Source organism: Sorangium sp. So ce128 (genome assembly GCF_051525245.1).
GTDB classification, from domain to species: domain Bacteria; phylum Myxococcota_A; class Polyangia; order Polyangiales; family Polyangiaceae; genus Sorangium; species Sorangium cellulosum_B.
On sequence record NZ_CP150313.1, the window covers coordinates 4,083,546 to 4,102,116 of the forward strand.

The 18,571-nt window shown below is 73.4% G+C and carries 11 protein-coding genes; 5 read left to right on the top strand and 6 right to left on the bottom strand.

Annotated features, from left to right (window positions below; translation table 11 throughout):
* Positions 1-148: 148 nt before the first annotated feature.
* The 4 genes from WME82_RS15735 (at position 149) to WME82_RS15750 (ending at position 10,698) form a co-directional block, all read left to right on the top strand.
* Positions 149-4,591, top strand: a complete 4,443-nt coding sequence (locus tag WME82_RS15735) for a DEAD/DEAH box helicase (RefSeq protein ID WP_438043499.1) — start codon at positions 149-151, stop codon at positions 4,589-4,591.
* A gap of 340 nt (positions 4,592-4,931) precedes the next feature.
* Positions 4,932-5,813, top strand: a complete 882-nt coding sequence (locus WME82_RS15740; RefSeq protein WP_438043500.1) for a hypothetical protein — start codon at positions 4,932-4,934, stop codon at positions 5,811-5,813.
* A gap of 312 nt (positions 5,814-6,125) precedes the next feature.
* Positions 6,126-7,394, top strand: coding sequence for an efflux RND transporter periplasmic adaptor subunit (locus tag WME82_RS15745; protein WP_438043501.1), 1,269 nt, complete (start codon positions 6,126-6,128; stop codon positions 7,392-7,394).
* Position 7,395: 1 nt separating this feature from the next.
* A complete protein-coding gene (locus WME82_RS15750; protein WP_438043502.1) occupies positions 7,396-10,698 on the top strand; it encodes an efflux RND transporter permease subunit in 3,303 nt (1,100 codons plus the stop codon).
* A 27-nt stretch (positions 10,699-10,725) separates the two neighbouring features.
* On the opposite strand, the gene WME82_RS15755 is transcribed toward WME82_RS15750, so the two are convergent.
* From WME82_RS15755 to epmA, 3 genes are all read right to left on the bottom strand, one after another.
* Positions 10,726-11,118, bottom strand: coding sequence for a DUF423 domain-containing protein (locus WME82_RS15755; protein WP_438043503.1), 393 nt, complete (start codon positions 11,116-11,118; stop codon positions 10,726-10,728).
* A 65-nt stretch (positions 11,119-11,183) separates the two neighbouring features.
* Positions 11,184-11,735, bottom strand: coding sequence for a hypothetical protein (locus tag WME82_RS15760; RefSeq protein WP_438043504.1), 552 nt, complete (start codon positions 11,733-11,735; stop codon positions 11,184-11,186).
* A complete protein-coding gene (gene epmA / locus WME82_RS15765) occupies positions 11,732-13,057 on the bottom strand; it encodes an EF-P lysine aminoacylase EpmA (protein WP_438043505.1) in 1,326 nt (441 codons plus the stop codon). The genes WME82_RS15760 and epmA overlap by 4 nt, the downstream gene beginning before the upstream one ends.
* Positions 13,058-13,292: 235 nt before the next feature.
* Here epmA and WME82_RS15770 point away from each other — a divergent pair, with 235 nt between their 5' ends.
* Positions 13,293-15,554, top strand: coding sequence for an MYXO-CTERM sorting domain-containing protein (locus WME82_RS15770; protein WP_438043506.1), 2,262 nt, complete (start codon positions 13,293-13,295; stop codon positions 15,552-15,554).
* Positions 15,555-15,700: 146 nt separating this feature from the next.
* On the opposite strand, the gene WME82_RS15775 is transcribed toward WME82_RS15770, so the two are convergent.
* From WME82_RS15775 to WME82_RS15785, 3 genes are read right to left on the bottom strand one after another with little or no spacing between them, the layout of a single operon-like run.
* Positions 15,701-16,183: a hypothetical protein gene (locus WME82_RS15775; RefSeq protein WP_438043507.1), complete on the bottom strand. Its 483-nt coding sequence runs from the start codon at positions 16,181-16,183 to the stop codon at positions 15,701-15,703.
* 44 nt (positions 16,184-16,227) lie between these two features.
* Entirely contained in the window at positions 16,228-16,884 is a 657-nt protein-coding gene (pgsA, locus tag WME82_RS15780; RefSeq protein WP_437746308.1) for a CDP-diacylglycerol--glycerol-3-phosphate 3-phosphatidyltransferase, read from the bottom strand.
* The gene (locus WME82_RS15785) at positions 16,874-18,547 is read right to left on the bottom strand and encodes a tetratricopeptide repeat protein (protein WP_438043508.1); all 1,674 of its coding nucleotides are present in this window, start codon (positions 18,545-18,547) and stop codon (positions 16,874-16,876) included. Before WME82_RS15785 ends, pgsA begins: the two co-directional genes overlap by 11 nt.
* Positions 18,548-18,571 lie beyond the last annotated feature (24 nt).

Genomic DNA, 18,571 nt, shown 5'->3' on the forward strand with positions numbered 1-18,571 from the left:
CCAGAAAAGAACCCGACAGGCATCTGTCGATTTCTTTCGTCGAGCGCTCGCCCAGGTCGCCGCGGGCCTTCGCCCAGCGCCGCTCCCTCACGCCAACCGCCGCCCCTCTCGCTTCCGCCTCTCCCCCCGGCGGGCTACCCTCGACGGGATGTTTCACCCCGTCGTCGACCGGTGGTTTCGTGACCGCTTCGGCGCCCCCGCCCCCGCGCAGGAGCGCGCCTGGCCGGTCATCGCGGCCGGCCGCGACGCGCTGATCAGCGCGCCGACCGGCGCCGGCAAGACGCTCGCGGCCTTCCTCTTCTGCCTCGACCGGCTCGTCCGCGACGCGGCGCGTGGCGCGCTCCAGGACCGCACGGACGTCCTTTACATCTCGCCGCTGAAGGCGCTCTCCCACGACGTCCACCGCAACCTCGAGCAGCCGATCGCCGAGATCTCCGCGGCCATGGAGGCCGCGGGCCTGCCCGCGCCGGGCATCCGGGCCCTCGTGCGGACCGGCGACAGCCCCGCGCAGGAGCGGCGCGCCATGGCGGCCCGGCCGCCGCACGTGCTCGTCACGACGCCGGAGTCCGCGTTCATCCTGCTGACCAGCGCGTCGGGGCGGCGCGCGCTCTCCGGGGTGCGCACGGTGATCCTCGACGAGGTCCACGCGATCGCCGGCGACAAGCGCGGCGCCCACCTCGCGCTCTCGCTCGAGCGGCTCGAGGACCTCGTGGTCGGCCAGGGCGGCGCCCGGCCGCAGCGCGTGGGGCTCAGCGCCACGGTCCGCCCCATCGAGATCGCCGCCCGGCTCGTCGCCGGCGCCCGCGAGCTGCCCCAGATCGTCGACGTCGGGCAGCGGCGGGACCTCGATCTCGCCATCGAGGTGCCCCGCGACGAGCTCGGCGCGGTCTGTACGCACGAGCAGTGGACCGAGATCTACGACCGCATCGCGGCGCTCGCCGAGGGAGCGCGGTCGACGCTGGTGTTCGTCAACACGCGCCGCCTCGTCGAGCGGGTCGCGCACGCGCTCGGCGCGCGGCTCGGCGAGGACGTCGTGGCGGCCCACCACGGCAGCCTCTCCAGGGCCCGGCGCCTCTCGGCGGAGCGGCGCCTCAAGGCCGGGGAGCTCCGGGTCGTCGTCGCGACCGCTTCGCTCGAGCTCGGCATCGACGTCGGCGCGGTCGACCTCGCCTGCCTCGTCGGCTCGCCGCGGTCGATCAACGTCGCCCTCCAGCGCATCGGCCGCTCGGGCCACGCCCTCGCCGCGACGCCGCGCGGGCGGCTCTTCCCGCTGACGCGCGACCAGCTCGTCGAGTGCGCGGCGATCGTGCGTGCGGCGCGCCGCGGCGAGCTCGATCGGATGGCGTCGCGCGAGGGGCCGCTCGACGTGCTCGCGCAGCAGATCATCGCCGCGTGCGCCTGCGAGGAGCGGGACGAGGAGGGGCTCTACGCGCTCGTCCGCCGGGCCGCGCCTTACGAAGGCCTCTCGCGCCGCGACTTCGACGCGGTGGTGGCCATGGTCTCGGGCGGCGCCGCCGCGGCGGACGACGGCGCGTCCGCGGCCCGTGGCGCGCGGCAGCGGGCCGGGTCGCTCGTCTACCGCGACGCGATCGGCGGCCGGCTGCGCGGGCGGCGCGGCGCGCGGCTCGCGGCGCTCACCTCGGGCGGGGCGATCCCCGACATCGCGGCCGTCGATGTGGTGCTCCAGCCCGACGGCACCAAGGTCGGCACGCTCGACGAGGATTTCGCGATCGAGTCGTCCGGGGGCGACGTCTTCCTGCTGGGCAACACCTCCTGGCGGGTGCTCCGGCTGGAGGGCGGCCAGATGTGGGTCGAGGACGCCCACGGCGCCGCGCCGACGGTGCCGTTCTGGCTCGGGGAGGCGCCGGCGCGCACGCCGGAGCTCTCGGCCGAGGTCGCCGCGCTCCGCGCCGAGGTCGCCGCGCGCCTCGACGAGGAGCGGGCCGATGGGCCGCGGCCGGCGGCCGAGCGGGGTCAGGGCGGCGAGGAGGCGCGGGCGGCGTGGTCCCGGGCGGCGCGCTGGCTCATGGAGGCGTGCGCGCTCGACGCGCGCGGGGCGCTGCTCGTGCGCGACTACATCGAGGCGGGGCGCGCGGCGCTCGGCGCGGTCCCGGGCGGCGCGACCGTCGTGGTCGAGCGCTTCTTCGACGAGGCCGGGGGGCAGCAGATCGTCGTGCATACGCCGCTCGGCGGCCGCGTGAACCGCGCGCTCGGGCTCGCGCTGCGCAAGCGCTTCTGCCGCTCGTTCGACTTCGAGCTCCAGGCGGCGGCGACCGACGACGGCGTGCTGCTCTCGCTGTCGGCGGAGCACGGGCTCCCGATCGACGAGGTGCTCGATCTGGTCCGCCCCGAGGGCCTCGAGGAGGTGCTCGTCCAGGCCGCTCTCCAGGGCCCGATGTTCCGCACGCGCTTCCGCTGGGCCGCGTCCCGCGCGCTCGCGCTGCTCCGGTTCCGCGGGGGCCGGCGGGTGCCGCCGGCGCTCCAGCGCATGCGCGCCGACGACCTCCTGCTCTCGATCTTCCCCGAGCAGCAGGGCTGCCAGGACAACCACGGGCTCTTCGCGCACGTCGATCCGCCGGATCACCCGCTCGTCCGCGAGGCGCTGCGCGACTGCCTGACTGAGCTGATGGATGTCGAGGGGCTGCGCGCGCTGCTCGTCGGCCTGCGCAGCGGGGCGATCCGCGTCGTCGCGCTCGACACGCCGGAGCCGAGCGTCTTCTCGCACGAGATCCTGAACGCGAACCCCTATGCGTTCCTCGACGACGCCCCGCTGGAGGAGCGCCGCGCGAGGGCGGTCCGGGTGCGGCGCGGGCTCCCGGCGGAGGTCGCCGAGCGGCTGGGCGGGCTCGATCCGGCGGTCGTCGCCGAGGTGGTCGCCGAGGCGCGGCCGGACGTGCGCGACGCGGACGAGCTGCACGAGCTCCTGCTCGACCGGGTCGCGCTCCCCGCGGAGGAGGGGATCCGGAGCGGCCTCGCGAGGCACTTCGAGGCGCTCTGCGCCGCCGGGCGCGCGGCCGAGGTGGGCGCTGCTCCGGGCGCGGGGGCCGGCGCGCCGCGCGCGCCGCGCTGGGTGGCGACCGAGCGGCGGCCGCTGGTCGAGGTGATCTGGCCGGAGGCGGTGTTTGCGCCCGACGTCGCGGTGCCGCCCGCCGTGCGCGGGGCCGCCGGGGCGGTCGATCGCGGCGCCGCGATCACGGCGCTCGTCCGCGGCTTCCTGAGCGCCGCGGGGCCGATCTCGACCGAGGATCTCGCGTCGCGGCTCGACGTGCCCGCGTACGAGGCGCTGTCCGCGCTCGCGCGGATCGAGCTCGCCGGCGGCGCGCTGCGCGGGCGCTTCCTCCCGAGCGCGCCGTCGCGGCCGGCGCAGCCCGCCGCGGGCGGCGCAGGCGATCTGTCGACGGAGTGGTGCGACCGCCATCTCCTCGCCCGCATCCACCGCCGCACCGTCACCGGCCTGCGCAAGGCGATCGAGCCCGCGACCGCGGCGGAGCTCCTCCGGTTCCTCCTTGCGTGGCAGGGCGTGCGGCCGGGCACGCAGGCGCGCGGGCCGGGGGGCCTCGGGCGGGTGATCGAGCAGCTGCAGGGCTTCGAGCTCGCCGCCGGCGCGTGGGAGCAGGCGGTGCTGCCCGCGCGCGTGGCCGGCTACGACGAGGGGTTGCTCGACGCGCTCTGCCTGTCCGGCGAGGTGGCGTGGGGCCGCGTGGTCCCGCGCGACGCGGCGGCGCCCACGCGCGCTGCGCCGATCACGCTGGCGCTGCGCCGCGATCTCCCGTGGCTCCTCGCGCCGCGGGAGGCCGAGGGTGCGCCGCCGCCGGCGTCGCTCTCCGAGGCGGCGCAGGGCGTGCTGTCGTTCCTGACGCGCGCGGGCGCGTCGTTCTTCGACGACCTCGCCGTCGGCGTGGGCGGCGTGGGCGGCGCGGGCCGCTCCCGGGACGAGGTCGAGGAGGCGCTCTGGGAGCTCGTCGCCGCGGGGCTCGTGACCGGCGACGGCTTCGCGGCGCTGCGCTCGCTGCTCGGCGGCGGCGCGGCCGTCGCGCTGGGCGCGGGCCGCCTGCGCGGCGGGGCGCGCCGGGGTGGCCCCGTCGCGTCGGGCAGGTGGTCGCTCCTGCGAGCGCGCCCGGACGCGTTCGCGCCCGCTGCCGGTGAGGGCGCCGAGGGCCCCGACGCCGTCGAGGCGCTCGCGCACCAGTACCTCCGCCGCTACGGCGTGGTCTGTCGCGAGCTGCTCGCGCGCGAGCCGCGGCCGCCCGCGTGGCGCGACCTCCTCCGGGTCTACCGGCGGCTCGAGATGGCGGGTCAGCTCCGGGGAGGGCACCTCGTCGCCGGCTTCGTGGGCGAGCATTTCGCGCTGCCCGAGGCGCTCGACGCGCTCCGCGCCGTCCGGCGAGAGCCCCTGTCCGGCGAGATCGTGCAGCTCTCGGCGTGCGACCCGCTGAACCTGGTCGGCATCGTCACGCCGGGGCCGCGGGTGCCGGCCGCGCTCGGGAACGTGGTCATCTACCGCGACGGCGTGCCGCTCCTGCCTGTGACTGCGGCCGCGCCGGGCGGGCCGGGACAGGCGATGTCCGCTCCCGCGGGAGCAGCGATGTGAGGGCGACGGCCCCAGCTCTCTCGTCTCGAGCAAGGAAGCCTGGGATGGACTCCGTTCACCTTTCGATCGACGACGCCAGGGATATCCCCTCTATCCGGACCAGCCATCATCGCTGCGGGAAGTCGGGCGACGAAGCGAACCGCCATGACGCCGAGGGCGCCAGGGAACGAGCGGAGTAGGCGCGGAAGACGCCGTGACGGGATCTTCCCCTCTTCTCTTGGCGGCCTTGGCGTCATGGCGGTTTTCTGCTGCACCGGGTGTAGCCGGCGCCCTCGGCAGGCCGGCAGCACGCGCCCTTGACGCTCGACCGCATGGCGCGAGCTGCCGTACGCTCACGCCGATGGCCAGCGAAAAGAAGAAGAAGAAGTCACGAACCGAGGCCGCCTCGGACGCGGACCCGCAGGGCGAGAAGCCCTCCGCGGAGCCGCAGCGCGGCGGCAAGAAGAAGTCGACGCTCACGGCCGCCCAGCGGCAGGAGCTGCTCGATCTCGATCCTGCCTATGAGGCGCCGATCGACCACCCCGTCTCCGATACGTTGCAGGAGGCGCGGGAGCTCGAGGTCGCCTTGAGCAAGCTCGGCAAGGAGATCTACAAGAAGAGCAGGCTCTCGAAGGAGGTCGGCACCTCGATCTCTGCCCGGCGCGACCAGCTCGCCGCCGCCGAGTCCGCCTGGACCGAAGTCCGCACGCTCCCGCTCTCCTCGGACCTGCGGGCGCAGCGCAAGGACGCGGAAGCCCTCAAGCGCGACGCCATCGCGGCGCTCCGTTATTTCCTCGCGGCGGACGAGGACGTGGAGCGGCGCGTCGACGGGATCGTCCTTGGCGCCGGCGTCGCCGATCTGGTGAGCGATCTGAGCCAGCTCGCCGAGCTCCTCGAGCAGCACCGCGACGCGCTGGCCAGGGCCGATCTTCCGAAGCGCGCCCCGGAGCGCGCCCGTGAGCTCGCCGCGGCGCTCAGCAGCGGCGCGGCGGAGCGCGCCGTCGATCCCCACGGCGACGCCGCGATGGCACTCCGGAATCGCGCCTTCTGGTGGCTGCGCGAGGCCATGGACGAGATCCGCGCCGCAGGCCGCTATGTCTACCGCGACGAGCGCAAGGTGCTCGCGCTCTTCCGCACGTCGAGCGCGCGTGCCCGCGCGCGTCGGCGCGCGGTGAAGCAGGATGAGCCCGAAACGACTGTATCGAGCCCGACACCGGCAGCGCCTGAGCCTGAATCGACCTGACGGCAGCGCGATCGGACATGCCGGTAGCCCGATCCGACATGGCAGGAGCGCGATCGGACACGCCGGGAGCGCGATCGGACACGCCGGGAGCGCGATCGGACACGCCGAGAGCGCGATCGGACACGCCGAGAGCCGATCCGATAGGACGGCAGAGCGATCCGACACGTCGAGAGCCCGATCCGAGCCGCTTTCGCGAAGCGGACACCGCTGCGGCGTGCCCGCGCGCACGTTGCGCTCCAACCCTGATGCCGTCAGTATCCTGCGGCGAACACGCGCTCGGGGGGGCGTTCCTGGTCATCTGAGGCCGCCGCCATGTGGACTGTCCTTCCCGAGCTTCGCCAGCCCGAAAACTCCCGTCACCGCGCCTCCGGCCCGCCAAGGGTGCTCTGGACATCGGCGGTCGCGTTCGCGGCCGCTCTGCAGTGCCTCGCGTGCAATCAGGGAGCGTCCCAGCCCGGCGGCGCGAAGGCGGAGAAGCCTGCGGCCAGCGTCAAGGAGGTGACGCTCGCCCCCGTGACGGAGCTCGTCATGGAGCAGGCCGTCGACATCTCGGGGACGCTCGACGCCGACGAGCAGGTGACGCTCGGGGCCAAGGTGGCCGGGCGCCTCGCCTCGATCTCGGTCGACCTGGCGAGCCCGGTCCAGCGAGATCAGGTCATCGCTCAGCTGGAGGCGCGGGACTACGAGCTGCGCATCGAGCAGGCCACGGCCGCGCTGGCGCAGAGCCGCGCCCAGCTCGGTTTGCCCCCGGACGGGCCTGACAGCGAGCTCGATATCGAGGGCACGGCGGTGGTGAGGCAGGCCCTCGCGACGTTCAAGGAAGCGCAGGCCAACCAGGTCCGGGCGCGGGGGCTCGCCAGGGAAGGGCTGATGTCGGGCATGGACCTCGACGCGGCCGAGGCGGCGGCGGTCCGCGCGGAGACCGCCGTGCAGTCGGCGCGGGAGGAGGTGCGCATCCGCGAGGCCGCCGTCCGCCAGCGGCGCTCCGAGCTGCGCATGGCGCGGCAGCAGCTCGCCGACACCCTGGTGCGGTCGCCGCTCGATGGCGTCGTCCAGGTGCGGAGAGCGAACGTCGGCCAGTACCTCGCCGCGGGGGCGTCGATCGTGGACGTCGTCCGGATCGACCCGCTGCGGCTGCGCGTGGCCATCCCCGAGCTCGAGGCGGCCAGCGTGCGCGCGGGCCAGCCCGTGCGCGTGACCCTCCAGGGCGACAGCGCCACCTATCCGGGGACGGTCGCGCGCCTCGCGCCCGCGATCGACCCGCAGAGCCGCACCCTGCTCGTGGAGAGCGACATCAAGAACCCCGGCCACCTGCGGCCGGGGAGCCTCGTCAGCGCGCAGATCGTCGTGAGCTCGAGGCCGGTGCCGACCGTGCCGGCGACCGCCGTCGTCCGGTTCGCCGGCCTCGCGAAGGTCATCACGGTCGAGGACGGCAAGGCGAAGGAGAAGCTGGTCACCACCGGAAAGACGTCGGGGGATCGGGTCGAGATCGTGTCCGGCGTCGCGGTGGGGGAGTCCGTGGTCGCCCGGCCCGGGTCGCTCCAGCAGGGGCAGCCGGTGCGCGTGGTGGAAGGGGGCTAGGGTGCAAGCGCTCGCCAGGATCTGCATCCAGCGCCCAGTGTTCGCCGCCATGCTGACGCTCGCCCTCGTGGTGGTCGGCGCCGTGGCGTACTTCAAGCTGGGCGTGGATCGCTTCCCCGCCGTGGACCTGCCGACGGTCTCGGTCCGCACCACGCTCCCCGGCGGCGCGCCCGAGGACGTCGAGTCGGAGATCTCCGAGGAGATCGAGGAGGCGGTCAACACCGTCGAGGGGATCACCGAGCTCCGCTCGATCTCGACGAGCGGAACCTCCGTCGTCGTCGCCACCTTCAACCTCGACCGGGACATCGACTCGGCGGCGCAGGACGTCCGCGATCGCGTGCAGGCGGCGCTGCGCCGGCTCCCGGTGGGCACCGAGCCGCCCGTCATCGCGAAGCAGGACAACGACTCGACCCCGGTCATGTCGATCGCCCTCTCGGCCGATCGCTCGATCCGGGAGCTCACCGAGGTGGCCGACAAGCTCGTGCGGGTGCAGCTCGAGCGGTCGTCGGGCGTCGGCGAGGTGCGCGTCGTGGGGGGGCAGGAGCGCGCCATCAAGATCTGGCTGAACGCCGACCGCCTCGCCGCGTACGGCCTGCCGATCACCGCCGTCCGCGACGCGATCGTGCAGCAGAACGCGAACATCCCCGCGGGGAACGTCACGGGGAAGGAGGAGGAGCGGACGCTGCGCACGATGGGCCGCATCGAGGACGCGGGCGCGTTCAACGATCTGGTCGTCGCCACCGTCGACGGGCGGCCCGTCCGGGTGCGCGACATCGGCCGCGCCGAGGACGGCACCTACGAGCAGCGCTCGCTGGCCCGCCTCGACGGCAAGCCCACCGTCGTCCTCGACGTCGTGCGGCAGTCGGGCGCCAACACCGTCGCGGTGATCGAGGCCGTGAAGGCCAACCTGGCGAAGCTCTCCGAGCAGATGCCCGAGGACGTGCGACTAGAGGTGATCCGCGATCAGTCGGGCTACATCTACACGGCGCTGCACGAGATCAACGTGCACCTCGTCCTCGGCAGCCTCCTCGCGTGCGCGGTCGTCCTGCTCTTCATGCGGTCGTGGCGGTCCACGATCATCGCGGGCGTCGCCATCCCGACGTCGGTCGTCGCGACGTTCGGCATGATGTGGCTGCTCGACTTCACGCTGAACAGCGTGACGATGCTGGCGCTCGTGCTGATGGTGGGCATCGTCATCGACGACGCCATCGTCGTCCTCGAGAACATCTTCCGCTTCGTCGAGGAGAAGAAGATGGACTCCTTCGAGGCGGCCAGGGCCGCGACGCAGGAGATCGGGCTCGCCGTGCTCGCGACGACGCTGTCGCTCGTCGTCATCTTCGTCCCCGTCTCGTTCATGTCGTCGATCTCGGGGCGGTTCCTGTTCCAGTTCGGGATCACGGCCACGGTCGCGATCCTCGTGAGCCTGCTCGTCAGCTTCACGCTGACCCCGATGATGAGCGCGCGCCTGCTCCGCGAGGAGGGCGCCCGCGCGCACGGGCCGGGCGGCGGGGGCGAGGCGGCGACGCGGGAGGGCTTCTACGGGAGGCTCGAGGCCAGGTACACGCGCGCCCTCGCGTTCGCGATGCGGCACCGGGCGCTCGTCGCCGTCTCGGGCGCGCTGGTGATGGCGTCGGCCGTGCCGCTCTACGGGCTCGTGAAGCAGGAGTACATCCCCTCGGGCGCGGACGACGCGCAGTTCGAGATCCGCGTCACGGCCCCGCTCAGCGCGAGCATCGGCGCGATGGACGACGTGATGCGGCAGATCGGCGACGACGTCCGCGGGGTGCGCGGGGTGCGGAGCGTGCTCGCCACCGCGGGCGGCGGCTTCGTGGGCGGCGTCAGCGCGGGCGAGGCCTTCGTGCGGATCGCCCCGCACGACGAGCGCACGTTCTCCCTGACACGGCTGCTCCGGGAGACGTTCTCCGGCCATCCATGGCGCGCCTTCAAGGACAACTACTCGCAGAAGGACGTGATGCAGGAGGTGCGGCGCAAGCTGCGCAAGTACTCCGATCTCCGGATCTCGGTGCGCAACGTGCCGTCGTTCAACATCGGCGGCGGGAACTTCGAGATCGACTTCGCGATCCAGGGCCCCGACATCGAGCAGCTCGAGCGTTACGCGAACGAGCTCCGCGACCGCTCCGCGCAGCTCGGCGGCATCGTGGACGCCGACGTGACGCTGAAGATCGACCGGCCGGAGCTCCGGGTGCTCATCGAGCGCGATCGCGCGGCGCAGCTCGGGGTCCGGACGCAGGACATCGCGACCGCGCTGCGCCTGATGGTGGGCGGAGATCAGGCGGTCTCGCGCTTCCGGGACGAGGCCGAGAACGAGAACTACGACGTGCAGCTGCGCCTCATCGAGGAGGATCGCGATCGGGTGGCGGCCGTCCGCCGCCTGTACGTGCCCCGGACGGCGCGCTCGCCGGCCGCGCCGTCGCCGGGCGGCGCCGGCGGCGTGACGGCGCCCTCGGCCGGGACGCCGCTGCTCCGGGGCGACCTTGTGCGCCTCGACAACCTGGTGCGCATCGAGGAGGCGAGGAGCCCGTCGCGCATCGACCGGCTCGATCGCCAGCGGGTGTCGAGCCTGCGCGCCGGCGTCGCCCCCGGCTACGCGCTCGCCGACCGGCTGGAGGCGCTGCGCGGGGCCGCCCGGGAGATGGACATGCCCGCGGCGTACACGACCAGCGTGCGCGGCCGCGGCGCGGAGCTCGAGCGGACGTTCGGCGAGTTCATCTGGGCGTTCCTCCTGTCGATCGTGCTCATGTACATGATCCTGGCGTCGCAGTTCGAGAGCCTTGTGCACCCGGTGACGATCCTGCTCTCGCTGCCGCTGTCGGTGCCGTTCGCGCTGCTCAGCCTGTGGGCGACCGGGAACACGCTGAACCTGTACTCTGCGCTCGGCTTCCTCGTGCTGTTCGGCGTGGTGAAGAAGAACTCGATCCTCCAGGTCGATCACATGAACAAGCTGCGGGGCGAGGGCGTGCCGCGCGAGGAGGCGATCCTCCAGGCGAACCGCGATCGGCTGCGGCCCATCCTGATGACCACGCTGGCCCTGGTCGCGGGCATGCTCCCGCTCTGGCTGGGCACGGGGCCCGGGGCCGAGGAGCGCCAGACCATCGCCGTGGTGGTCATCGGCGGCCAGTCCCTGAGCCTGCTGCTCACCCTGATCGTCACGCCGGTCTCGTACTCGCTGCTCGACGATCTCGCGCGCAGCGAGCGCTGGGGGCGGGTGCGGTCCCGCGTGGCATCCCTCCGCGAGCGCGCGTCGGCGCGGTTCGGCCGGCTCTTCGCGCGCAGGACGACGTAGGCGCGGCGGCGCCCGCTGCCGGGCGCCTCAGCCCTTCGCCATCCCGAGCGCGGCCACGGCCACCGCGCCCCAGCCCGCGAGCAGGAGCAGCCCGCCGAGCGGCGTGACCATGCCGAGGACGCGGACGCCGGTCACGGTCATCACGTAGAGGCTGCCAGAGAAGAAGAGCACGCCGCCCGCGAAGCAGAGGCCGGCGACCGTCGCCGCGACGCCGCCGGTGCGCGCGGCGAGGTGGGCGGCGAGCGCCAGCGCGAGCGCGTGGGCGAGGTGGTACTGGGCGCCCGTTTGCCACCAGGAGAGGCGCAGCGCGCCGTCCGGCGCCGCGTCGAGCGTCGCCTTGAGCCCGTGGGCGCCGAAGGCGCCGAGCGCCACCGCGAGGAACCCGTAAACGCCCGAGAGCAGGAAGAAGAGACGTTCCATCGGGCGCGGAGCTTAGCCGATGGCCGGAGCGCGTCACGGGGGCGCTCGGCCGAGCGCGCCGCGCGTCAGCCGCCCGCCGCCCTTCGCCGCGGGAAGATCGTCCCCCGGATCTCCGCCATCGACGCGCCGAACGTCGTCGCGAGCCGGCCGAGGACGAGGCGGTTCAGCCGGCCGTCCGGCGGCGCCTTGACCGCGATCACGAACGCGACGTCGACGGGGGTGCCGGCGTGCCTCGCCGCCCGCTCCGCGAGCGCCGCCGCGGCGACGTCGGACAGCTCCTCACGACGCGCGACGCGGATCTTCACGTAGAGCGCCGCCCGCATCAGCGCGTGATAGCCGTGCATCCAGGCCATCCAGCGCTCCTCCGGGCCCCCGGCGAGGGCCCGTGAGAGCGCGTCGCGGCGCCGCTCGATCTCGTCGAAGGGCAGGTTGTCGAGCTCGTTCAGCGCGCCGGGGAACTCCCCCGCGAGCGCGCGGAACACCTCCTTGCCCGGGATCGGCTCCCCGGCCGCCCGCGCGCGCCGGAGCTCCGCGAGCGTGAGGTACTTGCGGGCAAGCTGCGACAGGACCTCCGGTGAGAGGCGCGTGTCGTCGTCGGGGACCTCCGCGCCGGTCACAGCCAGCCGTGAGGGAACGCGAGGACATCGCCGATCGACGCGGCGCCGAGGCACAGCGCGACGAGGCGATCGACCCCGAGCGCGTTGCCCGCCGCGGGTGGCATCCCCTCCTCGAGCGCGTCGAGGAAGCGCTCGTCGATCGGATAAACCGGCTTGCCCTGGGCGGCCCGCGCGGCCTGATCGGCGAGGAGCCGCGCGCGCTGCTCGACCGGGTCGGTCAGCTCGCCGAAGCCGTTGCAGAGCTCGACGCCCGCGACATACAGCTCGAACCGCTCGCAGACCCGCGGATCGCTCGGCTTGAGCCGCGCGAGCGACGCGAACGGCGCGGGGAAATCGACCAGGAACACCGGGTGGGGCAGCGCGGCGATCGCCGGCTCCACCGCGTCCACGAGCAGGCGGAAGAACCGCTCCTCGTCGCTCGACGCGAGCGCGATCGCGTCGTCCGCGGGCACGCCCGCCCAGCGCGCGAACGCCTCGCCGATCGAGATCCGCGGGAACGGCCGCTCCAAACGTACCTGCTTGCCGGACGTCGAGATCGTGCCATCCGCGCCGAGCGCGCCCGCGACGCGCTGCACGATCGCCTCGGTGTCGGCCATCACCTCGTCCACGCCGGCGAAGGCGCGGTACCATTCGAGCATCGTGAACTCCGGGTTGTGCCTGTCCCCGAGCTCTCCGCGCCGGAAGCAGCGCGCGAGCTGGAAGCAGCGCGGGACGCCCCCCGAGAGCAGCCGCTTCATCTGGTACTCCGGGCTCGTGATCAGGAACGTCGGGCGCGCCGCCTGCACCGCGAACGCGTCGAGGTGCAGATCGAGCCCGGGGGAGGGGACCATGCTCGGCGTCTCCACCTCGAGGAAGCCGCGCTCGGCGAACAGCGCCCGCACCGCGGCGAGCGCCGCCGCGCGCTGCGCGAGCGCCGCGCCGCGCCCGCGATGGATCGCGCGCTCCGTCTCGCTCGACGGCGGCGCCGCGGCGCCCGCGCGCGCCCGCGGCGGCCTCCGGGGCGTGATCCGCTCGACGAGCCGCGCGGACGCGAGCGTGCAGTCGGTCGGCGTCGGCGCCGGCGCGCCCTCGATGATCGCGAGATCGCCGACCTCGAGCGGCGGCGCGGGCGCGCCCTCGAGCGCGACGCGCAGCGCGCCGAACGCGTCGCCGAGGACGACCGCGCCCTCCGCGACCTCGAGCACGCGGCCGCCGACGCGAACCCTGCTGGGCAGCGGCGCACCGGAGGGACCGGCGGGGCGCGGGGAACAGGCGGAGACGATGTCGCTCGGGGCGAACGTCGCCGGGAATCCAATGGAGGTGTTTGTTTCAGAGAGAGCCACGGCAGCCTGCGTTGAAGGTGCCGGAGACATACCACGCAGGTTGACCAGGGAGGTCACGTAACGAGGCAATCGCGGCCACAACTCCTTGATTTTCCGCGAGGACGCCGCGTCGCTTCTCCTTGATGAGCCAGCGCAACTCGTTACGTTGGTCGCGCTCGTCGGTCCGGCCCTGCCGCGCCTCACGCGAGCGCTGCTTGCAGAAAGCCAGCAGAAATCCAGCCGGAGAGATGAACCCATGAGACGACTGCCGCTCTTGCTTCCGTTGACCGCACTCGCAGCCTTGGCCGCTGCGGGGCCCGCCGCCGCGTCGGAGTGGCACACGCTACCGAAGGGCTCGCCAGCAACGGCGCTGTCCTTCCGCGGCACGGATGGCGCGCGGGGCGCGGCGGAGGCGGCGCTGAAGCACGCCGCTTCAGACCTCCGCCTCCAGGGCGTCTCGCTGCGTTACCAGAGCGAGCTCGTGGATGGCGATCACCGCACTGTCCGGTTTGCGCAGGTCCACGCCGGACTGCCCGTGCTCGGCGCCGCGGTGGCGATCGATCTCACCCGGGAGAACCGCGCGGAGGTCGTGGTGCTCGACGTGGCGCGGGACCTGTCGGTCGCGACGACGCCGACTCACGGGGAAGAGGCCGCGCGGCGCGCGGTCGAGGCGACCTACGGAATGACGCTCGCGGAGCGGCCGAACGCGGCGCTCGCGGTGTTTCCCGAGGCGGAGACGGGCGGTAAGCTCGTCTGGGTCGTCGATGTCCGGTCGGATCGCGGCGGGGAGCGCTACCTCGTCGACGCGCACACTGGCAAGCTCGTCCACAGGCGCTCGCTGGCCGTGCACGCGCGAGGGCGCGTTTACCCCATCAGCTCGGCGGTCACGCCCGAGGTCCAGGATCTCGAGCTCAGCAGCCTCGACGCGGCGGATCCCCAGACCTTGAGCGGCTGGAACGGCAACTTCAAGGTGGTGAATTACGTGGACGGCGACCTCACCGCCGGCGTCCCGCTCACCCTGGAGCAGAGCGTCGAGCCGAACACAGGGGAGGACTTCCTCTACGATCCGCCCACGAGCGCGGAGGATGCGCACGACCAGTTCGCGCAGGTCGGCATCTATTACCACCTCACCCGGATGCGCGATTACTTCGTGTCGACCCACCAGATCGACATGGGGGCGCCTGGCTGGAAGCTCGTCGCGGTCGCCAACATGCTGGAGGCGGGCCGGCCGATGGACAACGCGTTCTTCTCGGGAGAGGGCGTGGGCGAGCCCTTCCGCGCGCCGAACCTCATCGCCATCGGCCAGGGCTCGTTCTTCGATTTCTCGGACGACTCCGACGTGTTCCTCCACGAGTTCACCCATTACGTCTCCGCCAACGCGGTCGGCTACAATGGAGGCCAGTTCGCGATCAACGAATACGGGCTCTCCCCCTGGGCCGGCAGCATCGATGAGGGCATCGCGGACTATTTCGCCTGCACCGTGAACGGCGACTCCACGCTCGGCGAGGCGACGCTGGCGCCCTTCGGCATGGCGCGCGACCTCGCGAAGGACACCAAGACGTGCCCCGGCGATCTGGTGGGCGAGGTGCACGAGGACGGCGAGCTGATCGGCAGCCTCGCGTGGTCCTTGCGCGAGAAATTCGGGGCCAAGGTGGGCGACAAGCTCGTCTGGGGCACGGTGACGCTGCTGACCCCCAACGCCTCGTTCGGCGATTTCGCCAAGGCGCTGAAGCGGGCGACCGGCAAGCTGGTGACCGCCGGCGAGCTCACGGAGGCGGACGCCGGCGCCGTCGACGCGCTGATCGAGAGCCGGGGCCTCGACGACTGCGAGGAGGTGCTCGATCTGAGCGGGGGCAAGTCGCAGACGACGAACATGTTCGGGATCGACTCGCTGGTCTTCGGCTCGGGGGCGTCGTGCGCGGATTACCGCTCGCAGCTCAGCCTGCAGAGCCTCTTCCACTTCAAGAGCAAGCCGGATCGGGCCGCGAAGGGCGTCCGCTTCACCGTGGAGCTCGATCCCGACCGCGGCAACGACGTCGAGTGGAGCATCTACGTGAGGACCGGCCGGCACGTCGGCTTCACGCTGGGCGAGCTGCTGCCGGAGGCCACGAACTACGATTACAGCGTCGAGGGGATCACGGAGACGAGCGGTGAGCTCGTCATCGACGAGACCTCCGATCCGCCGTTCGATCCCACGCAGACGTACTACCTGGTGATCGGTCACAAGAACTGTCCGTCCTCGTCCGTGACGGTGGAGAGTGACGATCTCGGGGTGGAGCCGCCGGTCGATCCGACGGAGCCCGTCGAGCCGGAGCCCGCCGGCTCCACGGGCGGCGCGACGCCGGATCCGACGGATCCGGTCGAGGATCCCGAGCCGGAGGCGACGGTCGTGGGGTGCGCTTGCCGCGCTGGTGAGCCGAGCGCGCCCGTCGCGCCGTGGACGGCGCTCGCCGGGGTCGCGCTCGCCGGAGCTGCCGTGCTCAGGCGGCGTGCGCGGGCGCGTCGCGCGCTGGGCTGAAGTGACGGCCTGAGGGCCTGATGCCGCCGGCGTCACGCGGCGGGCGGCGCATCGACGCGCGCCGCTTGCCCTCCACGCGAGCGCGAGGCCTGGAGCGCTCGCGCGTGTCGCTTCCGTGGGTGTGATGCGGGGGGGCGGGCGCTGCGCTAGCGCCCGCCCGCGCCGCCGGTGCCGCCCGCGCCGCCGGTGCCGCCTGCGCCGCCGGTGCCGCCCGCGCCGCCACCGCCTCCGCCCGTACCACCGGCGCCACCGGTACCGCCCCCGCTTCCGCCCTCGCCTGTACCGCCGCCCCCGGCCGTCCCGTTGCCGCCGTCGCCACCGCCGCCGCCCGTGCCGCTCGCGCTGGTCGTGCCGCTCGCGCTGGTCGTGCCGCTCGTCGTCGGATCCTGGTTGGGATCGCAGACCTGCGTGATCGCATTCGGCCTGCAGCAACGGTGTTGTTGCTGCTGCTGACCGATGCCCATGCACTCGAGGCCATCGGCGCAGTCATCGTTGCCGTTCGCGATCTCGCAGGGCTCGCCCTCTTGCTGCCGGCTGCAGCTCGCGGCTGAGGCGACGATCGCCGCGGCGAGAGCGGCCAGGAGGAGCGCGGGGCGCAAGGCGTTGCGCGATGTCTTCGGGGCTTTCACGCGCGCTGGTCTAGCAGAACCAGGCGGGCTTGCCTATTGCCCATCTACTGCGGAGGGGCCGGCCGGTTCTTGGCGTCGATGGCGTCGATGAACAGGCCCATGTACTGCGCGGCGCTCGTGATCGAGAAGACGAGCGATAGATAGATGAGCAGCCGTCCGACGTGCACCACGTCGACCTCTCCGAAGTCGACGCCGAGGTGGATGTGGTACGGGTAGCCGAGGATCAAGCAGACGATCCCGATCATCTGCAGCGCTGTCTTGATCTTCCCGCCGTCGCCCGCCGCGATGACGAGCCCCTCGGTCGAGGCGATGGATCGGAGCGCCGTGATCGTGATCTCGCGCGAGATGAGCAGCACCACCGCCCACGCCGGGATCCGGCCCATCGGCACGAGCCACACGAGCGTGGCGGCGACGATGAGCTTGTCGGCGAGCGGATCGAGGAACTTGCCGAGCACGCTCACGAGGCCCTGCCGCCGCGCCAGGTAGCCGTCGAGCATGTCGGTGATCGCCGCGAGCGAGTAGACGCCCGCGGCCCAGAAGCAGTCCCGCGGTGCGCCCCTCGACAGGAGCACGAGGACGGCCGGGATCATGAGGACCCGGGCGAACGTGAGCAGGTTCGGGAGGTTCCGCGCGTCTTCCCAGAGCGTGCGCCGCCGCTGCGCCTTGGTGCCCCGCAAGGACGTGCCCGCGCTAGCGACCATCGATGAGGACCATCCCCTCTCCGCCGAACGTCACGAAGCCCTGCATCCCTCCAGGCGCCTCGGAGGCGGGCAGCGTGCGCGGCAGGAGCCGGCCCATCCACCCGAGCACCGCGGTCGCGCGCGTCGACGTCGGCCGCGACGGGGTGATCTCCAGCGCGGCGGCGCGCTCGGGCACCGACAGGACCATGTGGCCGCGGCCGCGGAGCTGCACCATCGCGACCGCCTCGCCCTCGCCGGCCGGCAGGCGGCCGTTCTCGTAGCCGATCGGCAGATCGAAGCCGACGAGGACGTCCTCGCGCAGGTAGATGGACTCTTCCCCGAGCGTCACCGGGTGGAGCCGCCGCCCCTCCGGCGCGCCGAGCACGAGCTCGCAGCGCCCGCCGATCTCGATGAAGGGCGTGCTCGGCCCGCCGAGCGGCTCGTCGAAGATGCGCCCGCGCGCCTGCCGCTTCAGCACGTGCGTGGCGGTCCCGGAGTGCACGCTCATGGTGCGCAGCGCGTCGAGCCGGGCGACGAAGCCCTTCGTCGACTGCACGAGCACGACGCCGGTCGGGTGCCGCGTGACCGCGGCCTCGCGCGGGAAGACGAGCAGCCGCTCGCGCGCGAGCGCCGAGAGCGTCTCCAGCGGCGGCGTCGCGGCCGGCGGCGTCGCGGCGGGCGCCGCCGTGGGAGGCGGCAGCGAGGACGACGACGGCCGCCCCGCCGCCTTCTTGCTCGCCGCCGCCGCGTCCGCCGCCGCGGGGACGGCGATCGCGAAGCGGCCCGTCGCGGAGGGCTCCTCGGGCGCCACCGTGCTGCGGCGCACGGTCGGGGCCACGCTCCCTCCCGGCGGCGCCTGCACCGCCGGCATCGACGGGACCGTCGGCGCCGCGCCGACCCTCGGGCCGGGAGCCTTGCCCGCGCCGAGCGGGTTCGTCGGGCCTCCCGCGCGGCCGTCCGCCCCGAGGCTCTTGAACGACGGCGGCGCCGGGATGGTCGGCATCATCTCGCGGCCAGGCTCGATGGCCGACCATGTCCCTGACGGGATGCGCGGCAGATCCGAGTCGTGCCGGAAGCCCGCGCCGGCGCGATCGAGCGCCTGCACCGCCTCGCCTGCGGCGCGCTGCACCTCGGCCTTGGCCTCGACCGGCGGCTGATCCTCGGTGTCGGGCGGCTCCATCGAGTAGCGGCCCGTGGTGCTGCCCGTCATGTCGAGAAGGCGGCGCGCCATCGCGTCGTGGCCGCCCGCCGCGAACGCGTGGCTCGCGCGCTCGTAGTCGCCCATGCGCTGGAACGCGAGCCCCAGGTAGCCCCACGCGCGCTGGTGCTTCGGGTTCTGCTCGAGCGCCTTCTCGAGCTCGGACCGCGCCTGCGCCGGCTGCCCGGTCTTGAGGTACGAGAGCGCGAGGTTGATGCGCGGCTCGACCGCCTCCGGGTGGGCCTGGATCAGCCGCTCATAGATCGCGATCGCCCGCGGGTAGAGCCCCAGCCGGAAGTAGACGATCCCGAGCAGGTCTTGCCCCTTGGGATCGCTCGGCTGGAGCGACAGCGCGCGCTCGAGCTCCGCCTTCGCGGCGTGGACCCGGTTGTCCTGCAGGAGCTCGCTGCCCCGGTGCAGGTGAAACAGGAACTCCTCCGCCGCGACTTCGCGTGTGGAGGGCCGTGGGTCGTCGCGCTCGTGCATTGTCGGGGGGATCGTACACGAAAA